At 65.3% G+C, this 22599-nt stretch carries 21 protein-coding genes and 1 tRNA gene; 7 read left to right on the top strand and 15 right to left on the bottom strand.

Annotated features, from left to right (window positions below; all coding sequences use genetic code 11):
* Nucleotide 1 precedes the first annotated feature (1 nt).
* Both bufB and NX778_RS21930 read right to left on the bottom strand, forming a co-directional pair.
* Nucleotides 2–937 (bottom strand): MNIO family bufferin maturase, encoded by a 936-nt coding sequence (gene bufB / locus NX778_RS21935; protein WP_258813929.1) that lies wholly within the window; start codon nucleotides 935–937, stop codon nucleotides 2–4.
* Complete coding sequence (locus tag NX778_RS21930; RefSeq protein ID WP_258813928.1) at nucleotides 937–2940, bottom strand: ferritin-like domain-containing protein; 2004 nt, start codon at nucleotides 2938–2940, stop codon at nucleotides 937–939. Before NX778_RS21930 ends, bufB begins: the two co-directional genes overlap by 1 nt.
* Nucleotides 2941–3184: 244 nt before the next feature.
* Here NX778_RS21930 and NX778_RS21925 point away from each other — a divergent pair, with 244 nt between their 5' ends.
* Genes NX778_RS21925 through NX778_RS21915 form a run of 3 tightly spaced genes read left to right on the top strand, consistent with a single transcriptional unit; the run spans nucleotide 3185 to nucleotide 4351 of the window.
* Nucleotides 3185–3733, top strand: a complete 549-nt coding sequence (locus NX778_RS21925) for a DUF2939 domain-containing protein (RefSeq protein ID WP_258813927.1) — start codon at nucleotides 3185–3187, stop codon at nucleotides 3731–3733.
* Nucleotides 3734–3763: 30 nt separating this feature from the next.
* The gene (locus NX778_RS21920) at nucleotides 3764–4174 is read left to right on the top strand and encodes a YdcF family protein (protein ID WP_258813926.1); all 411 of its coding nucleotides are present in this window, start codon (nucleotides 3764–3766) and stop codon (nucleotides 4172–4174) included.
* Between the two features lie 12 nt (nucleotides 4175–4186).
* Nucleotides 4187–4351, top strand: coding sequence for a hypothetical protein (locus tag NX778_RS21915; protein WP_258813925.1), 165 nt, complete (start codon nucleotides 4187–4189; stop codon nucleotides 4349–4351).
* 27 nt (nucleotides 4352–4378) lie between these two features.
* On the opposite strand, the gene NX778_RS21910 is transcribed toward NX778_RS21915, so the two are convergent.
* The 7 genes from NX778_RS21910 to NX778_RS21880 form a co-directional block, all read right to left on the bottom strand.
* Nucleotides 4379–4472 (bottom strand) — tRNA-OTHER (locus NX778_RS21910).
* A 143-nt stretch (nucleotides 4473–4615) separates the two neighbouring features.
* The gene (locus NX778_RS21905; RefSeq protein ID WP_258813924.1) at nucleotides 4616–4933 is read right to left on the bottom strand and encodes a YkgJ family cysteine cluster protein; all 318 of its coding nucleotides are present in this window, start codon (nucleotides 4931–4933) and stop codon (nucleotides 4616–4618) included.
* A 168-nt stretch (nucleotides 4934–5101) separates the two neighbouring features.
* Nucleotides 5102–6334, bottom strand: a complete 1233-nt coding sequence (locus NX778_RS21900; RefSeq protein ID WP_258813923.1) for an argininosuccinate synthase — start codon at nucleotides 6332–6334, stop codon at nucleotides 5102–5104.
* 106 nt (nucleotides 6335–6440) lie between these two features.
* On the bottom strand, nucleotides 6441–7367 hold the full coding sequence (gene argF, locus NX778_RS21895) for an ornithine carbamoyltransferase (RefSeq protein ID WP_258813922.1): 927 nt from the start codon (nucleotides 7365–7367) through the stop codon (nucleotides 6441–6443).
* A gap of 103 nt (nucleotides 7368–7470) precedes the next feature.
* Nucleotides 7471–8361 carry a ribosome small subunit-dependent GTPase A gene (rsgA, locus tag NX778_RS21890; protein ID WP_258813921.1) on the bottom strand — a complete coding sequence of 297 codons (891 nt, stop codon included), beginning with the start codon at nucleotides 8359–8361 and terminating at the stop codon, nucleotides 7471–7473.
* Complete coding sequence (locus NX778_RS21885; RefSeq protein ID WP_258813920.1) at nucleotides 8358–8690, bottom strand: 4a-hydroxytetrahydrobiopterin dehydratase; 333 nt, start codon at nucleotides 8688–8690, stop codon at nucleotides 8358–8360. The genes rsgA and NX778_RS21885 overlap by 4 nt, the downstream gene beginning before the upstream one ends.
* Entirely contained in the window at nucleotides 8687–9952 is a 1266-nt protein-coding gene (locus NX778_RS21880; protein WP_258813919.1) for a M48 family metallopeptidase, read from the bottom strand. Before NX778_RS21880 ends, NX778_RS21885 begins: the two co-directional genes overlap by 4 nt.
* Nucleotides 9953–9998: 46 nt before the next feature.
* On the opposite strand from NX778_RS21880, the gene orn reads away from it, so the two are divergent.
* Nucleotides 9999–10580: an oligoribonuclease gene (gene orn / locus NX778_RS21875; RefSeq protein ID WP_258813918.1), complete on the top strand. Its 582-nt coding sequence runs from the start codon at nucleotides 9999–10001 to the stop codon at nucleotides 10578–10580.
* Nucleotides 10581–10722: 142 nt separating this feature from the next.
* Complete coding sequence (locus NX778_RS21870; RefSeq protein ID WP_258813917.1) at nucleotides 10723–13137, top strand: ATP-binding protein; 2415 nt, start codon at nucleotides 10723–10725, stop codon at nucleotides 13135–13137.
* Here the strand turns inward: NX778_RS21870 and NX778_RS21865 are convergent.
* From NX778_RS21865 to NX778_RS21850, 4 genes are all read right to left on the bottom strand, one after another.
* Nucleotides 13134–13781 (bottom strand): DUF2306 domain-containing protein, encoded by a 648-nt coding sequence (locus NX778_RS21865; protein WP_258813916.1) that lies wholly within the window; start codon nucleotides 13779–13781, stop codon nucleotides 13134–13136. The two genes, NX778_RS21870 and NX778_RS21865, sit on opposite strands and share 4 nt — an antisense overlap.
* 253 nt (nucleotides 13782–14034) lie before the next feature.
* Nucleotides 14035–14988, bottom strand: coding sequence for an MBL fold metallo-hydrolase (locus tag NX778_RS21860; RefSeq protein ID WP_258813915.1), 954 nt, complete (start codon nucleotides 14986–14988; stop codon nucleotides 14035–14037).
* A gap of 81 nt (nucleotides 14989–15069) precedes the next feature.
* Nucleotides 15070–16851, bottom strand: coding sequence for a chloride channel protein (locus NX778_RS21855; RefSeq protein ID WP_258813914.1), 1782 nt, complete (start codon nucleotides 16849–16851; stop codon nucleotides 15070–15072).
* A gap of 5 nt (nucleotides 16852–16856) precedes the next feature.
* Complete coding sequence (locus NX778_RS21850; RefSeq protein ID WP_258813913.1) at nucleotides 16857–17264, bottom strand: MarR family winged helix-turn-helix transcriptional regulator; 408 nt, start codon at nucleotides 17262–17264, stop codon at nucleotides 16857–16859.
* 155 nt (nucleotides 17265–17419) lie between these two features.
* Between NX778_RS21850 and NX778_RS21845 the strand changes: the two genes are divergently transcribed.
* Complete coding sequence (locus NX778_RS21845) at nucleotides 17420–18601, top strand: HPP family protein (RefSeq protein ID WP_258813912.1); 1182 nt, start codon at nucleotides 17420–17422, stop codon at nucleotides 18599–18601.
* Nucleotides 18602–18724: 123 nt separating this feature from the next.
* Here the strand turns inward: NX778_RS21845 and NX778_RS21840 are convergent, their stop codons facing one another.
* On the bottom strand, nucleotides 18725–19414 hold the full coding sequence (locus tag NX778_RS21840; protein WP_258813911.1) for a UPF0149 family protein: 690 nt from the start codon (nucleotides 19412–19414) through the stop codon (nucleotides 18725–18727).
* 87 nt (nucleotides 19415–19501) lie between these two features.
* Between NX778_RS21840 and NX778_RS21835 the strand changes: the two genes are divergently transcribed.
* Entirely contained in the window at nucleotides 19502–20512 is a 1011-nt protein-coding gene (locus NX778_RS21835) for a serine/threonine protein kinase (RefSeq protein ID WP_258813910.1), read from the top strand.
* 6 nt (nucleotides 20513–20518) lie between these two features.
* On the opposite strand, the gene NX778_RS21830 is transcribed toward NX778_RS21835, so the two are convergent.
* Nucleotides 20519–22591, bottom strand: a complete 2073-nt coding sequence (locus NX778_RS21830) for a sensor domain-containing diguanylate cyclase (protein ID WP_258813909.1) — start codon at nucleotides 22589–22591, stop codon at nucleotides 20519–20521.
* Nucleotides 22592–22599: the final 8 nt, after the last annotated feature.

The following is a 22599-nucleotide window of genomic DNA, read 5'->3' as shown; positions in this document are numbered from 1 at the left end:
GTCAGGCCGCGGCCTGCGCGTGCTGGTCGAGATGGAAGCCGATCGGCGTCGCCAGCGCATCGGCGCCACGCTGCAGGCCCACTTGCGGCACATCGCCGCGCAGGACCGCGCGCGCCTTGGCCAATTCGGCCAGCAGCTCCGGGTAGGCGGGAATATTCGCGTCCCATTCGAGCAGCGTGGACACGCCACCGGTGAGCCGCTGGGCCAGCGCGTACAGGCGCCACACCTCGGTCGGCACCGGCGCGTCATGGGTGTCGACCAGGTAGCCGCCGCAATCGGTGGGCCCGGCCAGGTGGATCTGCACGATGTGCGCGTGCGGCAGGGCGCGGATGTAGGCGGCCGCATCCCAGCCGTGGTTGGTGGACGAGACGTAAACGTTGTTCACGTCCAGGAGCAGGCCGCAGCCGGTGTCTTCGGCAAGGCGGCCCAGGAACTCCCACTCCGGGATGTCGGACTGCGCGAACTCGACGTAGGTGCTGGGATTCTCCAGCACCAGCGGCCGGCCGAGGTAGTCCTGCACCTGGCGCACGCGCGCGGCCACGTGGGCCAGGCTGGCTTCGTCGAGCGGCAGCGGCAGCAGGTCGTGGCTGTTGAGCGAGGCGACGCCGGTCCAGCACAGGTGGTCGGAGATCCACGCGGGCTTGAGCTCGGCCGCCAGTGCGCGCAGCCTGGCCAGGTAGGCCATGTCGAGCGGGTCGCTGCCGCCGATCGACAGCGACACCCCGTGCATCACCAGCGGCACCTGGGCCGCGATCCGGTCCAGCACCGCACGCGCGTAACCGTGGTTGTCGATGAAGTTCTCGCTGATGATCTCGAACCAGTCGACCTGCGGGCCGTGCTCCAGGATGTGCTGGAAGTGCTGGTTGCGCAGCCCCACGCCCAGGCCCAGGTCCGGCAGGCCAAGGCGCGGCGCCGCGCCGCTCGGCGCTTGCACCATCAGGTCGACGGCGGCAGGGCCAGGCGCAAGTCGGTCGGCGCCGGCATCGCGCCTGGCTCCACGCCGCGCGCCTGCATCACCTGGCTGTACGCCTTCCACGCCGTGTCGTACACGCTGTCGCCCAGCGAGAACGCGAGCGTGTTCTCGAGCGCGACCGCGCGGTGCTGCGGCGGCGGGCCGAAGTTATACATCTTCATGGTGCCGGATGCGGGGAACAGCTGCGAGGCGGAGATCGGCACCGCGCAGCCGCCGAAGGTGCGGCACTTGTTGTCGGCCGGGGCGCTGTACAGGGTGGGCCCGGCCGACGGGCTGCCGCACAGGTTGACGCCGCCCGGCTTGGGCTTGGCCACGCTGTGGCCGCAGGAGCCGCCGCCTGCATCGAGCTGGGCGAAGCCGCAGCCGCCCTGGGCGCGGCAGCCGTTCGAGCCGCGGCAGGTGTGGTACACGGCCAGCGCCGCGCAGCCCGCGGCCGCGCTGGCGTCCTTGTCGCCGCTCACGCTCATGCCCTGGCAGGAGTGATACAGCTTGTCCGGGTCGGGCAGCGGCACGCCGCGCGTCAGGTCCGGCGACTTGCCGAGCACCGCCCAGCAGATCGAGAAGCGGTCCCCCGCGCCCACCATCGACGGGTAGGGGAAGGTGGTCGACTGCACCTGCCAGTAGCTGTCCAGCACCGAGGTGATGCCGTACAGGGCGCCGGTGGCGACGGTGCTGAGCATGGCCCAGGTCTCGTCGCCGCCTTCCTTCAGCCGGTTGAGCGCACCGGCCACGGCCTCCGGCGCCGGGATGTTGGCCGGCGCGGCGTCCTTGTCGTAAGCGTGGTTGGTAAGCAGCTCGGTGTTCCAGCTGTTGCCTTCCGCGTGCCACTGGGCGAAGTTGCGCACCTCGCCCAGCATGGCCTTGAGCATGCCGAAGCGCTCGTAGTGGTCGTAGGCCGCGAAGTTGAAGCGCGCCGCCGCGTCGGCCGATGCGGCGCGCCCGCCGGCGTTGGTGTACGAGGGATAGTCGGCCTTGAGCGCGGCGTCGTCCTCGCGGTAGTCGGGCTGCACCGCCTGCAGCATGGCGCCGCGGCGATAGCGCTTGATGCCGGTGGCGCTGCCTTCGCCCTGGTCGGTGATCGCGGCCATCATGTCGATCGCCTTGTCGAAGGACTTGTCGCTGCCGTCGCGTTCATCGGGGCTGAACAGGGTGGCGAAATGCGGGTATTCGGCTTTCGGGTGGCCGCCGCCGGTGGTGTTGAACATGTCCTGCTGGACCGAGTCGTTCACGTACATCTTCTGCCACAGCGCCTGGCCGTCCGTGTACTCCATGCTGATGTAGCGCGCGTAGCACTCGTACATGTAGCCGATGGTGCCGAACAGGGGCAGGTCGCTCGAGGTCATGGCGGGCGTCCAGCCGGCCAGCGGCACGGCGGGGAAGTATTTGTCCGGATGGAGCTCGGAGTAGGGACGCAGTTCCTCGCGTGCCTGTTGTTCCGGCTGCTCGATCGCCAGGAACAGGTCGCACTGGTTGGCGTTGAGCTCTTCGAGGTTGACCCGCACGTGCTTGTAGTTGCTGGTGTCCTTCAGGTCGACGATGTGCGGGATCATCGAGATGCCCGCGCCGTAGCAGGTCCAGCCGTGGCTGTCGTCCTGCAGGGCGGGGCCAGTGAAGCAGGGCAGGGCGCCGATCGCGGTCGACAGGTTGGCCGCCATCTGCAGGTGCAGCATCTCCTGGATGAACACGCTGAAGATCAGGTTGAACGCTTTCTCGCTGGGCCGCTGCGGATTGGCGCTGGTGGCCATGCCCGGCCACTGGCGGCCGTTGTAGTAGCTGAGCCACTTCGAGTTGATCTGGTGCGTGCCCTGGATCGAGTACATGGTGTTCATGTACAGCGGGATCGTGAACAGCTCCACCTCCACGGCGGCTTGCGCGATCGCGCGGGCGGCGGAGATGTCGGTGTCGAGCAAGGCCAGCGGACGGTTGGTGATCTTTTGTGGCGCGGTTTCCAAAGCGGTCATTCTCATCGGTCTCTCTCCCTTGGAATTGATGCTTGTGCTGGACTACGGCGGATGGTGGTACTGCAGAGTTCGGCAATCATATACCGGGGAGGCGCGGCATTGTCGAGCTGAATAGAAAAATTTATAAGATTGAGTTCACGCGAATGCGCATCGCATAAAGCGAGCGCTTAGCCAGCAGTGAAATAATGTGCGAGAGTTCGGCAATCAAAGACCCGTTATCATCAAAATTTAAAATTTGAAAAGAACGTCGATGAACTTAAAGAGAGCACTCACGGTCAGCGCAATCGCCGTTGGCTTACTCGCAGTGGCCGAATATGGGAGTCCCTACTGGGAGCTGCAACGGATGCGTTCGGCAATTGAAGCCCGGGATGCCGATGCCATTTCGGAACACGTCGATTTTCCCTCGCTTCGGGAAAGCGTCAAGGGACAAATGATGGCCATGATCGGGAACGAGATGGCCAAGGAAGAAGCAAACAAGAATCCTTTTGCGTCCCTGGGGCAGGCGATGGCCGTTGCATTGATAAATCCGATGATCGATGCCGCAGTCTCTCCCGCCGGCGTCATCGCGATGATTGAAAGCGGCAAGACGGGGTTGGCCAAGCCCGGGAATGCAGCAAGTTCAACGCCTGGGCATGGCGAGAAGGTCGACTACTCAGTGTCATATCGAAGCTGGGACAAGGTCGCGGTGACCAAAAAAGGAGCTGCTGCGGGCAGTTTCATTTTCAGACGTTACGGTATCTGGAATTGGAAGCTCTCGGCTATCGAGTTTCCTCCACATCTCACCGCTGGAAACCATTAAAGGTGGCGCCGAGGGCGACGCTCTAAACCCATGGCACACGACGATTTAAGGAGCATTGCCGAATACGTCATGCCGTCATTTCCGGCGCGAGCTTCGGATCTCGGATTCCTTTTCGGAACCCGCCACGGCGTACCCGAGTTTTGCGCGGCGGCCCATCGACTATGGCTGGACGGCATGTTCACCCGGCTGTTGGTATCTGGCGGCCGGACAAGATCGTCGTCTTTGGCAGAGGCGGATGTGATCGCTGAGCGACTAGTCGGCCTCGGGATCCCTGACTCCGTTCTCATCTTGGAAACTGAAGCGACAAACACAGGCGAGAACGTCCAGTTCGGCCGGGCCAGGGTGGCAGAGGTGATGGACGCCGCAGCGATCCGCAGCGTCGTCGTCATTGGAAAAATATGCTCAACCCGACGCTATCTGATGACCTTGCAAAGACATTGACCTGGTTTGAGTATGTCGGTTCTCCCAGTCAATTATTTCGGCGTTCCTGCCGAGCGCTGGTATGAGCATGAGGAATTTCGCGCCCGTGTTCTCGGCGAATTTGCCAAGATTCCGCGTTATTTGGCCGAAGGCTTCCTGGAAGAGATCACCGGATGCGCGTCATACCCCACGCATTGACGCCCTGGCTGGAAGCCAACGGCGAGGAGGAAGGGGCTGGATTCGAACCAGCGATGTCCATAAGCTATTTTATGGACCAAAGTTGCCGCTTTGGTGCCTTCAACCGCTCAGCCACCCTTCCATTGTCAAGGATGAGAATTACAGCGGGGTGTAATGCACGAGGATCTTAGCGGCGCATCGGCGAGGCACACTGTGCGTTGCCTAACGGTTACAGCCCACATTCGAGTTGACAGCGAGATGTTGTCCTGATTCAGCTTCGGGTGGTCAGCAGGACAACGGCGGCATGCCGTGGAGGTAGCGCGCGCGGCGGCATTTGTCGTCGCCGGGTTGCAGTTCACGGCAGGGCTCGGGACGCTGGGGGTAGACGCCGCAGGCATACGGGCCGTCTTGGCCGGTGCCGAGGGCCACGCAGCGCGGGGCGGCGTTATTCGTGCCGGCCATGCAGGCGATGTGCGGCGTGACTTGTTCGACCATGGCGTCGGCCAGGCCACGGGCCGGCGCTTCGGCCCAGTAGAAGGAGACCCGGAAGCTCATGCAGCAGGCGCCGCACGTCAGGCAGGGGTTGTCCGCTTGCTCGCTCATCGTCGTGCCATGTTACCAAAGCGGTCGAAAAAAACGGTGGCTGTATCGAAACGCTTGCAAAATGGGGTTCCCGCCCCGGCGGGAACGACGGAATCTCTTCAACACTTAAGGCAGACAACGCCAAAAAAAAAAGCCGCCCGAAGGCGGCTTCGATGACGCAGCGCTGGCTTACTTGCCGCGTTTCGCGCGGGCCTTGGCGGCGATGCGCATGCGCAGGGCGTTCAGCTTGATGAAGCCGCCGGCGTCGGCCTGGTTGTAAGCGCCGCCGTCTTCGTCGAAGGTGGCGATGGTCATGTCGAACAGCGAGTCGGTCTTCGAGTCGCGCGACACCACGATCACATTGCCCTTGTAGAGCTTCAGGCGCACCTGGCCGTTGACGCTCTGCTGGGTGTGGTCGATCAGGGTCTGCAGGGCGACGCGCTCCGGGCTCCACCAGTAGCCGTTATAGATCAGCGAGGCGTAGCGCGGCATCAGGTCGTCCTTCAGGTGCGCCACTTCGCGGTCCAGCGTGATCGATTCGATCGCGCGGTGCGCTTTCAGGATGATCGAGCCGCCCGGGGTTTCATAGCAGCCGCGCGACTTCATGCCGACGTAGCGGTTCTCGACCAGGTCGAGGCGGCCGATGCCGTGCTTGCCGCCGAGGCGGTTCAGCTCCGTCAGCACTTCGGCCGGCGTCATGCGCTTGCCGTTCAGGGCGACGATGTCGCCTTTCTCGAATTCGACGTCGAGGTATTCCGGCTGGTCCGGTGCCTGCTCCGGGCTCACGGTCCAGCGCCACATCGATTCCTCGGCTTCCGCGCTCGGGTTTTCCAGGTGGCGGCCTTCGAAGGAGATGTGCAGCAGGTTGGCGTCCATCGAGTACGGCGCGCCGCCGTTCTTGTGCTTCATGTCGATCTCGATGCCGGCGTCTTCCGCGTATTTCAGCAGCTTCTCGCGCGACAGCAGGTCCCACTCGCGCCATGGGGCGATGATCTTGACGTCCGGCTTGAGCGCGTAGGCGCCCAGTTCGAAGCGCACCTGGTCGTTGCCCTTGCCGGTGGCGCCGTGCGAGATGGCGTCGGCGCCGGTCTCGTTGGCGATCTCGATCAGGCGCTTGGCGATCAGCGGACGCGCGATCGAGGTGCCGAGCAGGTATTCGCCTTCGTACACGGTGTTCGCGCGGAACATCGGGAACACGAAGTCGCGCACGAATTCTTCACGCACGTCGTCGATGTAGATGTTTTCCGGCTTGATGCCGAACTTGAGCGCCTTGGCGCGTGCCGGTTCCAGCTCTTCACCCTGGCCCAGGTCGGCGGTGAAGGTGACGATTTCGCACTGGTAGTTATCCTGCAGCCATTTGAGGATGACCGAGGTATCGAGGCCGCCGGAGTAGGCGAGGACTACTTTTTTAATGTCGCTCATGGGAGTTCCAGTTTGGAGAGATAGTTTGGATGGTCAGCCGGTCCTTCTGGAGAGGGCCGACGATCAAGCTCAGTGGTGGGTAAGTTAACCGTTTAAATTATTTAGCTTATTTGTCTTCGATGCGGCCAAGCAGCAGGTACTCGATCAGCGCCTTCTGCACGTGCAGGCGGTTCTCGGCTTCGTCCCAGACCACCGACTGCGGGCCGTCGATCACTTCGGCCGCGACTTCTTCGCCGCGATGGGCCGGCAGGCAGTGCATGAACAGGGCGTCCGGGGCGGCGCGCGCCATCTTGGCGCCGTCCACGATGAAGCCGTCGAAAGCCTTCAGGCGCTCGGCGTTTTCCTTTTCGTAGCCCATGCTGGTCCAGACGTCGGTGTTGACCAGGTGCGCGCCGGCGCAGGCGTCGGACGGGTTGTCGAACAGGGTGAAGCGCTGGGTGGTGACCAGCTTCGGATCCAGCTCGTAACCCTTGGGCGTGGCCACGTTCAGGTGGAAGCCGAACACTTCGGCCGCCTGCAGCCAGGAGTACAGCATGTTGTTGGCGTCGCCGATCCAGGCCACCGTCTTGCCGGTGATCGAGCCGCGGTGCTCCCAGAAGGTGAAGATGTCGGCCAGCACCTGGCAGGGATGGTGTTCGTTGGTCAGGCCATTGATCACCGGGACGCGCGAGTTGGCGGAGAAACGCTCGATGATCTCCTGGCCGAAGGTGCGCACCATGATGATGTCGCACATGCGGCTCATGACCTGGCCGGCGTCCTCGATCGGCTCGCCGCGGCCCAGCTGGCTGTCGCGCGTGTTCAGGTAGATCGCGGCGCCGCCCAGCTGGTGCATGCCGGCTTCAAACGACAGGCGCGTGCGCGTCGAGCTCTTCTCGAACACCATCACCAGCGTGCGGTCGACCAGCGGGTGGTAGACCTCGTAGTTCTTGAACTTGCGCTTGATGACGGTCGCGCGCTCGATCAGGTATTCGAACTCGTCGCGGGTAAAGTCGGAGAATTGCAGGAAGTGCTTGATCTGTTTATTGCCAGGCATAGCGAGTTTTTGATTACTTTCGACCTTAGATTATAGGTCCATTTGCTTGCTGCTTGGGAAAGCACGATCGCGGCAGTGGATTTTCTGTTGTCTATACAGGTCGTTAATACAAGGTCTGCGAGGATTCGTGCACCAGCTGCTTGTAGAGATCGTGGCGCATGCGGGCGATCTTGCCGTCTTCCACCGCCTGCAGGATCGAGCAGTGTGGCTCGGCCAGGTGGCGGCAGTTGTAGAACTTGCAACCGCCGAGGTGCGGCCCGAACTCGACGAAGGCGCGCTCCAGCATGCCCTCGGTCAGGTGGTAGAGGCCGAATTCCTGGAAGCCCGGCGAATCGATCAGGGCGCCGCCGCCCGGCAGCTTGTACAGGCGGGTGAAGGTGGTGGTGTGCTTGCCGGCGTCGAGCGCTTCCGAGATCTCGCGCACGGCGGCATCCGCTTCCGGCACCAGCAGGTTCACCAGCGAGGATTTGCCCATGCCGGACTGGCCGATCAGGATCGAGGACTGGCCTTCCAGCAGCGGCGCAAGGGTGGCGACCGTCTGCTCGGGATGGCGCTTGGCCGACACTTCGTGCACCGGGTAGCCAAGGTCGGCGTAGACCTTGACCCGTTCGCGGGCGCGCGGCAGCTGGGCCTCGACGTCGGTCTTGTTCAGGATGAGGTGGGCCTCGACGCCGGCCGCTTCGCATGCCACCAGGGCGCGCGAGACCAGGTCGTCGGTGAAGCCCGGCTCGGTGGCGACCACGATGAACAGGCGCGTCACGTTCGCCGCCAGCAGCTTGGACTTGTACTGGTCCGAGCGGTACAGCAGGGTCTTGCGCTCGTCGATCTTCTCGATCACGGCCTGGTCGTCGGAGGTCCGCTTGAGGTGGACGATGTCGCCCACCGCGACGTTGGTCTTCTTCCCGCGCGTGACGCACTGGAGCATGCGGCCGTCGACGTCGGCCAGGTAGTGGCGCCCGTGCGCCGCGACGATGGTGCCCAGCATTTCCTTCATGCGCCGGCCCGCTGGTCGTAGATCGCGTTGGCCTTGGCGGCGCAGATGAAGTCGTTTTCGGAGATCTTGTTGCCGGCCGTGTGCGTCGCGTACGCCACGATGCAGTGACGGTAGCGCACGGTCAGTTCGGGATGGTGGTCCTGCGCATGGGTCATCCATGCCAGCGCGTTCACGAACTCCATGGTCTCGTGGTAGTCCTTGAATTCGAAGCTGCGCACCAGATGGTCGTCTTGCTCGATCCAGCCGGGCACCTCAAGCAGCAGGGCGTCGATGGCGGCGCGGTCCAGCGGACCGGCGCCGTGCAGGCAGCGTTTGTCGGTCAGGCTCATGCGGCCCCCGCGGAGATAAGGTGGCGCACGCGCACCGAGGCCGGCGGGTGCGAATCGTAGAAGGCCGAATGCAGCGGATCGGGCGTCAGCGTGGATGAGTTATCCTCATACATCTTGACCAGCGCCGAGACCAGGTCGCGGTAGTCGGTGTGCTTGGCGGCGAAGGCGTCGGCCTCGAATTCGTGCTTGCGCGAGGTGATCGAGTTGAGCGGCGAGAGCACGAAGGTGAAGATCGGCAGCACCAGCATGAACAGGATCAGGGCCATGGCGTCGTTGGAGTCGCCCATCATCGGATCCACGCCCAGGCCGGTGAAGAACCAGATGCGGGTCTTCAGGTAGCCCAGCAGGGCGAGGAAGCCGAGCGACAGCAGGAACATCACGCTGATGCGCTTGACGATGTGCTTGAGCTTGAAGTGGCCCAGTTCGTGCGCCAGTACCGCTTCGATCTCGTTCGGGGCCAGGCGTTCGATGAGCGTATCGAAGAACACGATGCGCTTGTGCGAGCCGAAGCCGGAGAAATAGGCGTTGCCATGCGCGCTGCGCTTGGAGCCGTCCATCACGAACAGACCCTTGGAGGCGAAGCCGACGCGCTTCATCAGGCCTTCGATGCGCTCCTTGAGTGCTTCGTCGGCGAGCGGCGTGAACTTGTTGAACAGCGGGAGGATCAGGGTCGGCGCCAGCGCGGTCAGGGCCAGCTGGAACGCGATCCACACCACCCAGGCCCACAGCCACCACAGCGCGCCGGTCTTGGCCATCAGGGTGAGGATCACCCACAGCAGCGGCAGGCCGATGACGGCGCCGAGCAGGGCGCCCTTGACCATGTCGGCGATCCACAGCTTGAGGTTCATCTTGTTGAAGCCGAAGCGCTCTTCCAGCACGAACTGGCGGTACCAGTCGAAGGGCAGGTCGAGCACACCGGACACCACGGCGAAGGCAAGCACGAGCCCCAACTGGTGTAGCATTCCCGGTCCGACCCAGTGCAGCACCACGGTGGACAGCAGCTGCAGCCCGCCGAACAGCGTGAAGCCGACCAGCAGCAGCCCGTTCCAGACCAGCGCGGCCAGGCCGAAGCGGGTCTTGGCGATGGTGTAGTCGGCCGCTTTCTGGTGCGCGGCCAGCGGCACGGTGGCCGCGAAATCGGGCGGCACCGCGGCGCGGTTGCGGGCGACGTGACGGATGTGGCGCAGCCCGAGCCAGAAGCGCAGGACCAGCGTCAGCAGGAAAAAAGTCACGAACAACAGCGAAAACGCGAGTGAAGACATGGGTGCCTGTGAGAAAATGCAGGATTGATTTGGCAAAGAGAGGATTATGTCACAAGCCACCGACTCCCAAGCAGGGACCGCCCAGCGGCCCAACGAGTTCAACCTGATCTGGCTGGACATGGAGATGACCGGCCTCGACCCGGACAATGACAAGATCATCGAGGTCGCCGTGGTCGTCACCGATCTCAACCTGAACGTGATCGCCGAAGGCCCGGTGTTCGCGATTCACCAGAGCGACGAGACGCTGGACAAGATGGATGCCTGGAACAAGGGCACGCACGGCCGTTCCGGCCTGATCGACCGCGTCAAGGCGTCCACCGTGAGCGAAGCGGATGCCGAGGCCGAGCTGATCGCCTTCCTGAAGAAGTACGTCCCGGCCGGCAAGTCGCCGATGTGCGGCAACTCGATCTGCCAGGATCGCCGTTTCATGGCGCGCGGCATGCCAAAGCTGGAAGCGTTCTTCCACTACCGTAACCTGGACGTGTCGACGCTCAAGGAACTGTGCCGCCGCTGGAAGCCCGAACTGGCGTCCGGCTTCAAGAAACACCAGAAGCACACGGCGCTGGCCGACATCATCGAGTCGATCGAGGAACTGCGCTACTACCGCGAACATTTCATCAAGTTGTGATGGGGGCAAGGCGCCCGGCCGCGCGGCGGACGCCCCCCAACTGTGCATGCTTTCCGGAAAAAGTATGCGACAATCCGACATCATGTCACAAAGTTCACAAAGTCAGCTGAGCTTGGAGGGCGCAGGCGCGGTCCGCGCCCTGATGCGCACGTACGACTGGAGCGCCTCACCGCTGGGCCATCCGGACACCTGGCCGGCGCCGCTGCGCACCGCCGCCGGGATGGTGCTGGACTCCGCATTCCCGATGTTCATCGCCTGGGGCAGCGGACTCGGCCTGCTTTACAACGATGCCTACGCGACGATGCTGGGCGAGAAGCACCCGGCTTCGCTGGGTCAGCCCTTCCACCTGGTGTGGTCCGAGATCTGGCCCGATATTTCGCCGATCATCGACCGCGCGCTGTCGGGCCAGTCGACTTACCACGAAGACCTGCCGCTGCTGGTGCTGCGCAGCCAGTACCCGGAGCAGGGCTATTTCACGTTTTCCTATTCTCCGCTGCATGGCGACGACGGCAGCCTGGGCGGCATGTATTGCACCGTGGTCGAGACCACCGAGCGGGTGCGCACCGAGCGCCGCGCCGCGTTCGAGTTGGCGCTGTCGGACGCGCTGCAGCCGCTGACCCAGCCAGAGGAACTGTTGGCCACCGCCAGCGCGCTGCTGGCCGAGAAGCTGGATGTCGACCGCGCCGTGTACACCGAGGTCGACCACGAGCGCGGCACCTTCCGGATTCCCTATCTGTTTTCGCGGGTCAAGCTGCCGGACCACGGCGGCCGCGATTTCGCGCTGGACCTCTATGGCACCGCGATCGCCGATGCGCTCACCGCCGGCGCCGAGGTCCTGGTCGATGACGTGCGGCTGGACCCGCGTACCGCGCACGCGGCCGCGGCCTACGAGGCGGACGGGATCGGCGCCTTCCTCGCCGTGCCGCTGGTGCGGGCGGGACGGCTGCTCGCCTTCTTCGGCCTGCACCAGGGCCGCCCGCACCGCTGGAGCGAGGACGCGCTGCTGCTGACCCGTTCCACCGCCCAGCGCACCTGGGCCGCGCTGGAGACGGCCCGCGCCCAGTCCGAGCTGCGCATCGAGCGCGACCGCAGCCGCTACATCTTCGACACCATTGCCGAAGGCTTCATGGTGATCGCCCGCGACTGGACCATCCTGCAAATGAACGCGGAAGGGCTGCGCATGACCGGCCTGCCGATCGGGCAGGTGGTCGGGCGCAACTACTGGGAGGTTTACCCGGACGCGGCCGGCACGGAAGGCGCCCGCATGTACCATCGCGTCATGGAAACCGGCACGGCCGGCACCGCCCATTACATGCATCGCATGCCGAATGGCGCGCCGGCATGGGTCGAGCTACGCGCCTTCCCGGTGCAGGACGGCATGGCGGTGTTCTTCCGCGATATCACCGCCCGCAAGCTGGCCGAGGATCGGCTGCGCGACGAGGACCGCCGCAAGGACGAGTTCCTGGCGATGCTGGCGCACGAGCTGCGCAATCCTCTGGCGCCGATCTCGGCCGCCGCCGAGCTGCTCGGACGCGGCAAGCTGGACGAGGAGCGGGTACGCCGCAGCAGCACCATCATCGGGCGCCAGGTGCGCCACATGACGAGCCTGGTGGACGACCTGCTGGACGTGTCGCGCGTCACGCGCGGCCTGGTGACGCTGGCGCGCACGCCCGTGATGGCCAAGTCGATCGTCGACGAAGCGGTGGAACAGGTGCTGCCGCAGATTGAGGCGCGCTGCCAGCATTTGGCGGTGGCGCTGCAGGACAGCACGCTGGCGGTGCTGGGCGACAAGGCGCGCCTGGTGCAGGTCCTGTCCAACGTGCTGGGCAACGCCGCCAAGTACACGCCCGACGGCGGCCACATCGAACTGGAAGCGGCGCGCGATGGCGAGCAGCTGCGGTTGACGGTGCGCGACGACGGCATCGGCATGGAGCCGGAGCTGACCGAGCGCGTGTTCGAGCTGTTCGCGCAGGCCGAGCGCTCGTCCGACCGTTCGCTGGGCGGGCTCGGGCTGGGGCTGGCGCTGGTGCGCAACCTGGTCGAGCTGCACGGCGGCACGGTCGCCTGCTTCAGCGGCGGGCTGGGCAAAGGCAGCCGCTTTGACATTGCCTTGCCCTTGCTGGAGGCGTCTCCGCTTTCGGCGCTGGCGGGGCCGCCCGGCGCGGCGCGCGCGCCCGGCACGCTCAGGCTGCTGGTGGTGGACGACAACACGGACGCGGCGATGACGCTGGGCATGCTGCTGGAGGCTTGCGGGCACGAGGTCGTGGTCGAGAACGATTCGAAAACGGCGCTGGCGCGGGCGCGCATCGTGCAGCCGGATGCCTGCCTGCTGGACATCGGCTTGCCCGAAATGGACGGTAACGAACTGGCCCGGCGCCTGAACGCGCAGGCGGAAACGGCGGATGCGGTGCTGATCGCCGTGACCGGCTACGGCCAGGAGCAGGACCGACAGCGGGCGTTTGATGCCGGGTTCAGCTACCACCTGGTGAAGCCGGTGGATATGGAAAAGCTGGGCGAAGTGCTGGCGGAGATCGCGGGCGATCGCGAAGAGGCCTAAGTAAGAACGACAGTAGTTGTTGGTTCAGGTGATGAGGTAGTGCTGCGCTTCATGAACAGCTCAACGATCACCAGGTTCGGCACCCAGCACAGCCAGGCGATAAACGGATAGGCATCCGCGAAGCGCAGTCCCGAGACGAGCGCGGCAGGCAGCAGCAGGCGCAGGGTGACGGCCGCGAAGGTCAGCGCAAAATTGCGGATCATCCACTGCCGGTGGCTGCGCGGATCGCCAGCGCGAATGGCGCGATAGGCGCGCACTCCCGTGTACAGCCAGGCCAGCGCCAGCAAGGCAAAGCCCAGCCGCGTCGGCCAGCCGCCGAAGGCATGTAGGGCGACGTACAGGCCCGCCAGGCCGCCCACCAGCACGCCTACGCCAAAGTAGATCCTTCCCAGCATCCTGTGCAGGCCCGGCAGGCGCGCGCGCAGGCGGCCCAGGAACTGGAAGGGACCGATCGCCAGCGCCGCGATCGCGCCGAAGACATGCAGATAGATTGCCCAGGGATGCGATTCAAAGGACTTGCGCATTGCCGGGTGCATGCCTTCGCCGAGCGGGCGGAAACCGTATTTGTAGGCGGCATAACCGCATATCGTGATCGACAACAGGACAAGCGTGGCGAAGCCGGTGCGGCGCAAGACGAGTCTCATACCCAGTCCTCCTTTTGTGATCGGGGAAGTGTATTGATGTTTGGGTCTGGGCGGGGCGGTGCGCTGACTGGAATGGCTGAAACGGGGGGCGAATGGTACGTTTGGTGGGATGAACGCGGCATTTATCCATACCTCCACGCCAAAAGCCGTCGCCCCGGCGGAGGCCGGGGCCCATGCTGAGTCTCCGGATTCGGAAACGGTCTATGGGCCCCGGCCTCCGCCGGGGCGACGGTCTTAAGGGGGCGGCGGGAACTTAGCGCATCTGCGTGAAGTTGACCGGCACGAAGCGATAGCCTTTGCCTTCGGCCTTCAGGTGCCCCATCCCCGGGAACTGCAGGTGCGCGGCGCCGATCAGGTAGCCGCCTTTGGCCGCCGCATCGAACTCGCGCAGGCGCGCCGCTTCCGCCGCTTTTTCGTCGCTGTCGAAGGCGATGGTCACCGTCGGGTGCGCCATCTGCACGGCCGCCACGTGGATCAGGTCGCCGATCAGCACCAGTTTCTGGCCCTTGCTCTCGACCACGTACGTCGTGTGCCCCGGCGTGTGCCCGTGTTCGGCATTGGCGCGGATGCCCGGCACCAGCTCGACATTGCCTTCGAAGGGCTTGAAGTGACCGGCCTTCACATAGGGCCCGACCGCGCCCATCGCGCCCTGGAAGAAGCCTTTCTTGTCGGCCGCCGCTTTCTTCATGTTCTCTTCGCTCAGCCAGAAATCCGACTCCGCCTTGGCGGCGCGCACGGTCGCGTTCGGGAACACCAGCTTGCCGTCGCTGACGAGGCCGCCCACGTGATCGCCATGGAAGTGGGTGATGTAGATTTCATCGACCTGTTCAGGCTGGTAACCGGCGGCGCGCAGGTTGGCGACCAGTTTGCCGAGCGTCGGGCCGAACAGGGCGCCGGCGCCGGTGTCGATCAGCACCAGCTTGCTGCCGGTGTTGACGAGGTAGGCGTTGTCCGAGGTTTCCAGCGGCAGCGTGAGGAAGCTTTGGCCGAGCTCGGTCTTGGTCTGCTCCGGCTTCTGGTGCAGCAGCTGGTCCACCGGGAGGTCGACCGTGCCGTCCGACAGCGGGGTGACTTCGAAGTCGCCCAGCATCACCCGGAAGTAGCCGGGGGCCGGGGTCTTGGCCATCGGCGCCGAGGCCAGGGCCGGTGCGGCGATGGCGGCGGCGACGAGCGCGCCGAGGAAGCGATGCTTGAAAATGCGGGTCATGTTCTTGTCCTTGTTGACGGCGTGCGTTTGCACGGTTGGCAAATCGTACACGAACATGACCGTTATTGCTCAGCGGTAGGGTCAGCCCTCGCGGCGCGGCGTTCCGGTGTCGTCGAACAGCTCGGCCAGCGGGGAAGGGCGCAGCACGCGGCGCTCGTGTTCGTCGGCGTGCAGGCTCAGGGCTGCCTTGATCAGGTCGCTGCGGCTGACGATGCCGACCAGTTCGCGCGAGCCTTCACCGGCCACCACCGGCAGCCGCTCCAGCTTGTGCACGGCGAGGCGGGTGGCGACCGTGCGGCAGGTCTCGTGGACGAGGGCGACCACCGGATAGTTCAGGCCGTACAGCTCGCCCACCTTCATGCCGGGCGCGCGGCCGGACAGGGCTTCGCGGTCCAGCATGCCGACCAGCTCGCCGTCCTTCAGCACCGGGAAGGCGCGGTGGCTCTGGCCGGCGCCAAAGTGGCTGGCCAGCACGCTCTCGACCGTGTGGGCGGCATCCACCCATTGCGGGGTGTGCGTCATCACGTCGTCGACGGCGTTGCGTTCGAGCGGGTCGATGCCGTACTCACGGTAGATGTGGTAGCCGCGGCGCGCGATCTTTTCGGTCAGGATCGAGCGGCCCATGGTCAGCACGGTGAAGCCGTAGGCGACCGCGGACGTGGCCAGCAGCGGCAGCAGGGCGTTGGCGTCGCCGGTCAGTTCGAAGGCGAAGATGGCGGCCATGATCGGCGCGCGCATCATGCCGCCGAGGGTGGCAGCCATGCAGACCAGCGGCCACAGGCCCGGTTCGGCGCCCGGCAGGAGCGGGCCCAACACCACGCCGAGGCCGGCGCCCAGCATCAGCAGCGGGGCCAGCACGCCGCCCGAGGTGCCGGAGGCCAGCGCGATCACCCAGATCACCAGCTTGACCAGCAGCAGGGCGCCGACGGCGGCCAGCGCGATGTGGTTGTGCAGCAGGTCGCCGATGACGTCATAGCCGACGCCCAGCGCGCGCGGCTGGATCCAGCCGCCGATGCCGACCGCCAGCCCGCCCAGCGCCGGCCACCACATCCAGTGCACCGGCAGCGCCTTGAACCAGTCTTCCATGCGATACAGGGCGAACGACATCAGCCAGGCCAGGGCGCCGCACAGCAGGCCGGCGACCAGGCAGGCGCCCAGCGCCGACGGAGTGACGGCAGCGGTCTGCAGCGGGAACAGCGGGCCCGACAAGCCGAGCGCCAGCGGACGCAGGAAACCGGCCGTCGCGCAGGCGATCGCGACCGGCAACAGGCTGCGCGGGCGCAGTTCGAACAGCAGCAGTTCGACCGCCATCAGCACCGCCGCCACCGGCGTGCCGAACACGGCCGTCATGCCGGCCACCGCGCCCGCCACCAGCAGCGATTTGCGTTCCGCGCCGGTCATCGGGAAGTGCTGGGCCACCAGCGAGCCGATGGCGCCGCCGGTCATGATGATCGGGCCTTCGGCGCCGAAGGGGCCGCCGCTGCCGATTGCGATGCCGGAGGCGAGCGGCTTGAGCACCGCCACCTTGGGCGACATGGCGCTGTTCTTGAACAGGATCGCCTCGATCGCCTCCGGGATGCCGTGGCCGCGCACCTGTTCGGTGCCGAAGCGGGCGATCAGGCCGATGATGAGGCCGCCAATCGCCGGGATGGCGATCACCCACAGGCCGAGCGTGTTGTTGGCGGGCGACAGGTCCTCGATGCTGAAGCGCTGGTAGAAGAACAGGTCGGTGAAGAAGCGGATCAGGGTCAGCAGCACGCGCGCGGCGATGGTGCTGAGGGCGCCGATGACGAGTGCGATGGCGCTGATCCGCAATAGACGGGCATTGCCGTCGAAGTCACGGCGGAGCGAATGGTGTTGCATGGCGTTTAAGAAAGGTTGGGAACCGTGAATCCACGTTGCGCGCGCAGTTCGGCGCGGTGCACGGCGGCCAGCTTGCGCAGGATCGCTTCGCCGGGCGGCAGCAGGTGCACCTCGACCCGGCGCCGGTCTTCCATGCTGGCGCGGCGTTCGACCAGGCCGGCCTGCTCACAGCGGGTGACCAGGGCCACCACGCCGTGCTGCTGGGCCTGCAGGCGCTCGGCCAGTTCGCCGACCGTGGCCCAGTCGCGCCCGGCGTAGCCCTTGATGTGCAAGAGCATCAGGTACTGGAGCGGGGTGATCCCTTCGGCGCGCGCGGCGGCCTCGGAGAAGCGCTCGAAGCGGCGCATCTGGTAGCGCAATTCGGACAGGGCGGAGAAGTCCGCCTTGCTCAGGTGGTCGGGCGCGTCGGCCATGTGGTTCGAGAATCGTGGATGGATGAACCCGCAAATATATCATGGTGTGACATTTTGCGCCGACCCTTCCATTTTAAGCCAGGCTCAGCGGGAGCGGGGAAAATGTGCTTAAATTGCTGCCCCTTGCTTCACAGAGAATTCAGTTGGATATCACCTTGCAATGGTTGCGCCGCTTCCGGCCGCAGCCGAACACGGTGCCGCGCCAGGAAAGGATGCGCGCGGTGGCCGGAGCCTTTCTTGGTTTGCTCATCGTTGGCGGTCTGAGCCTTGCTCTGACCGGCAGCGGCAGTGTGTCCGCGGCGCTGGTGGCGCCGATGGGCGCATCGGCGGTGCTGGTGTTCTGCCTGCCGGGCAGCCCGCTGGCCCAACCCTGGGCTGTGGTTGGCGGCAACACGGTGGCTGCGCTGGTCGGCGTGCTGTGCGCGCACGCGATCGCCAATCCACTGCTGGCGGCGCCGCTGGCCGGCTGCCTGGCGATCATGGTCATGTTCCTGCTGCGCTGCCTGCACCCGCCCAGCGGCGCGGTGGCGCTGACCGCGGTGCTGGGCGGACCGGCGATCCATGCCGAAGGCTTCCGCTTCGCGCTGGAGCCGGTGGCGCTCAATTCGCTGCTGATCGTGCTGGCGGCGCTGCTGTTCAATAACCTGACCGGGCGGCGCTATCCGCATTCGCAGAAGAAATCGACGCTGACCAGCACCCACGCCACGCGCGATCCGGTGCCGACGGCGCGCCTCGGTTTCGCGAAGGAAGACCTGGACGATGCGCTGGCGCATTACGACCAGTTCCTGGACGTCAGCCGCGACGACCTGGAGCGCATCCTGCTGGCGACCGAAATGCATGCCTACGGGCGGCGTTTCGGTGTGATCACCTGCGGCGAGATCATGTCGAAGGACGTGGTGACGGTGGAGCCGGGCGCGCCGCTGGCGTTGGCCTGGCGGCTGCTGCGCAAGCACCAGGTCCACGCGCTGCCGGTGCTGCGGCGCGACCGCCGCGTGGCCGGCATCGTGGCACAGAGCGACTTCCTGCATCACGCGGGGCTGGATGAATACCGCAGCGTGACGGAGCGGGTGGGCCAGCTGGTCGGGATGATGTTCGGGGCGCGCGAGGACCGGCCGGAGACGGTGGACCAGATCATGACCACGCAGGTGCGCACGGTGAGCCTCGATCAGCCGATCGCGGAGCTGGTGCCCTTGATGGCGAATGAGGGCTTGCACCACATTCCGGTGGTGGACAAGGATGGGGTGTTTGCGGGGATTGTCAGCCAGTCGGATTTGCTGGGGGCGTTGTATGAAACGCGCCTGGCGGCCTTGAGTGAGGCGCCGGCCCAGCCAGCTTAACCATTACCGTTACCTTAAAAAACTGTCGTCCCCGCGCAGGCGGGGACCCATAGACAAGCCGCGTAGTCGCAGAGTCGGCATGGATCCCCGCCCGCGCGGGGACGACGGTGTTTAAGTTCTCGATTATTCAGTCTGCGCCCCGCAGCACTTCTTGTACTTCTTCCCGCTCCCGCACGGGCAATCGTCATTGCGGCCCACCTTGGGCTCTTCGCGCTTGACGGTTTCCACCGCCGGCTTGCGGCGCGGCACCCAGAACTTGTGGATCGCCGGCAGGTTCGCCTCGATCTCGAGCGCCAGCTTGTGCGCGTTGCGCGGGTTTTCCACTTCGGGCAGTTCGTTTTCTTCGATCTCGTCCGCACCCAGCAGGTAGATCGGGCGCATCAGTTCGCCCACATCGGAATCCCAGATCTCGTCCCACGAGCCCGGACGCAGTTCCATGCCTTCCCAGAAGCCCCAGCACCATGCCTCGGCGTCGATCAGCGTCTCGCCATCGACCTCGTGCTCGCAGTACAGCGGCTCGAATTCCTTGGGCGCGACTTCGAAGGTAACCAGCACTTCGTTCATGAAGCGCATGACCAGGTTGACGATGCGCTCTTCTTCCTTGCTGTTCTTCCACTGTGGCGCGGCGCCTTCGCCGCCCCAGACCTTCGGCAGCCATTCGGCCGGCATGATGGTTTCGGGGCCGATCGCGATGGCGGTCAGGTAGCCGTGCAGGCTGTCCATGGTCATCGCGTCTTCCGGGCAGCGGTCGGACAGCAGGAAGCGGTCGAGTTCGTCGAATTCTTTGTCGGTGAGGGGCTGGTCGAGTTGCATATGTGGTCTTGTTGCGTTGAAGGCGTCAGTTTAACGCCTCGGGCCTCTCGAACGCACGAAAATGTGCCGGAGACTTACAATGCGCCCATGAACGAGTTATCTCATGGCCAAGATCCGGCCCTCCAGCACCCCTACGAACGGCTCGGCCCGGACAAGGTCCTCGACGCGGTCGACAGCGTCGGCCTGTACGGCGACGGGCGCCTGCTGGCGCTGAACAGCTACGAGAACCGGGTCTACCAGGTCGGGCGCGAAGAAGGGCCGCCGGTGGTGGTGAAGTTCTACCGGCCGGCGCGCTGGAGCCGCGAGCAGATCCTGGAGGAGCATGCCTTCGTGGCCGACCTGGCCGGGCGGGAAGTGCCGGTGGTGGCCCCGCTGGCGTTGGACGGCCAGACCCTGCACCATTTCGACGGTTTCCTGTTCGCCGTATTCCCGCGCCGCGGCGGGCGCGCGCCGGAGCTGTCCGATCCGATCGCGCTGGAGTGGATGGGGCGCTTCATCGGCCGCATCCATTCACTGGGCGCGACGGAGGCCTACCGTACGCGGCCCGCGATCGATATCGACACCTTCGGCCGCCAGCCGCGCCATTTCCTGCTGGAGCACCGCTTCATCCCGCCCGATGTGCTGCCGGCCTGGACCAGCGTGGTCGACCAGGCGCTGGCCGGGGTGGCGCGCTGCTACGAGCGGGCAGGGGAGTTGAAACTGCTGCGCCTGCATGGCGACTGCCACACCGGCAATGTGCTGTGGACCGACGACGGCCCGCACTTCGTGGACTTTGACGACAGCCGCATGGGGCCGGCGGTGCAGGACCTGTGGATGTTGTTGTCGGGCGAGCGCCAGGAAATGGTCGGGCAGATGGCCGACATCCTGGCCGGCTACGAGGATTTCTGCGCGTTCGACCCGCGCCAGCTGTACCTGGTGGAGGCGCTGCGCACTTTGCGGCTGATCCATTACTCGGGCTGGCTGGCGTCGCGCTGGAACGATCCGGCTTTCCCCGCCGCTTTCCCCTGGTTTAACACGCAGCGCTACTGGCAGGACCGCATCCTGGAGCTGCGCGAGCAGATCGCGCTGATGGATGAACCGCCCTTGTGGCCGGTCTGAGGCGGTTCAGCAACGGATCGTGTTCCTGCCGCCGTGCTTGGCGCGGTAGAGCGCCTTGTCAGCCCGGCGCACCGCTTCGTCTTCATTCGAATCGGCGGCCTTGGCCGTCGCGATGCCAATGCTGAGCGTCACGTGCCCGACTGCCGGGAAAACACGGGCGTTGGCGGCTTGCCGGATTTTTTCGGCGCCTTCCATTGCCCCGGTGGCATCGGTATCGGGGAGGATGACGAGGAATTCTTCGCCGCCAAAGCGCGCCACGAAATCGGTCTTGCGCGTCACTTCGGCCAGCAGTTCGCCCATTTGCCTGAGCACGTGGTCGCCCGTCTCGTGGCCATAGGTATCGTTGATGCGCTTGAAGTGGTCGACGTCCAGCATCAGCACGCTGTACACATTGCCGGTCCGCTTGAGGCGCAGGAACTCGAAGCGCAGGCGCTCGTTGGCCGCCAGGCGATTCTCCAATCCCGTTAACGCATCGTGGTGGGCGAGCCGTTCCAGTTCCTTGTTGGCGGAGGTCAGTGCTTCGGTGCGCTCGGCGACTTGCTGCTCCAGGCGCCGCTCGTGGCTTTTGCGGGTTTCCTCCAGCGCGGCTTCGGCGGTCTTGCGGGGCTGGATGTCCTCGATCACGACGATGAAGTAATCGGCCTCGCCGGACCGCTGCCGCACCAGCGACGCCGCGATGTTGACCCAGTTGGTGGCGCCATCCTTGCGGATGTAGCGCTTCTCCAGGCTGTAGCTGTTGATCGAGCCGGCGAGCAGTTGCCGCACGCAGTCCAGGTCCCGTTCGAGGTCATCGGGGTGGGTGATTTCCTGGAAAGTCAGGGCAAGCAGGGCCTCGCGCTCATGGCCGACGATGGCGCAGAGCTTGTCGTTGACCTGGATGAACTTGCCGTCGAGGGAAACCCGCGACATGCCGACGGCGGCCTGCTCGAAGGCGGCGCGGAACAGTGTTTCGCTTTCGAGCAGGGCGCGTTCCGATTCCTTCAGAGACCGGTTCGAGGACTGCAGCGCCGCGGTTCGGTCGCTCAACAGCTTGGACGCTTCATCCAGCGCATCGGCGACTTCCAGCGCTTCCCTGATATGAAGCGCCGGGCGTTCCGGCTTTTCGCCGTTGCCCAAGGCCAGCGCGGATGCGGTCAGCGAGCGCACCGACCGGGCAATCCTGCCGGCCCAGAACCAGGCCAGCGAGATCCCCAGTGCGAACAGGACCACCATGCCGGCCGCGAAGATCCACAGCGAACGCCGCAAGCTGGCTTCGAGGCTGGCGAGGGGAATGCCGATGCCCACGCTCCAGCCGGTCGTGGGCGAGCGGCTGAACACGGAGAAGGTCCGGATGCCTTCCCGGGTGGTGCTCTCCATCGATCCTTCGCCCACATCGTGAATGCGCTGGATGAATTCCTGCGTGCCTTTCTGGCCGACGAATTGCTTCGCGCCGTGGGTGCGCGCCACGGTCGTGCCGACGCCGTCGAACACGGCTGCCAGCCAGCCCGGCGGCAAGCGCTGGTTCATCAAGATGGCATTGAACTCTTCGGGTTGGACGCCGATGCTCAGCACAAAGGTCGCCTTGTCGCGGACGAAGACGGGCACGTCGATCGTCATGATCGGGCGCTTGGTCAAGCCGCCGATAAAGAGATTGGAAATGACCGGTTCTCCGGTCTCCAGGACTTGCTGAAGGCGGTGCAGGACGACGGGATCGCGGTTCAGGTACAGCGGCTGGCCTGGTTGCTGGAGCGTATTGAAGATTTGCTGGCCGTTCCTGTCCGTCACCACGATATTGCTGCCCGGCCGGGCGACCTTCAGCAGCAACAGCGCGCCGCGGCGGAACTCCGCGAAATCGCCGCGCGCCAGCGACCCGGCGGTGGACAGCGATTGCGCGGCGACCTCGGCTTCCATCAGGTGCGCGTCAACCGCCTGGACCAGGGCGCGCGCGGTGAGGATCGTGTCTTTTTCCAGGCGCTCGTGGCCCTCCCGGTATTCATGGATGAGGAGCAGCGCCGCACCGACCAGTCCGGGACCCAGGCAAGCGACAACCAGCGCGGCCAGGTAGGCGTACACCGACCAGCGCGGGCTTGCGTCTCTCATTTGGACCG

The organism is Massilia terrae (assembly GCF_024753145.1).
Lineage (GTDB): Bacteria > Pseudomonadota > Gammaproteobacteria > Burkholderiales > Burkholderiaceae_D > Telluria > Telluria terrae.
Note: the sequence above shows the minus strand (reverse complement) of the source record. Positions and strands in the feature narration are given on the sequence as shown.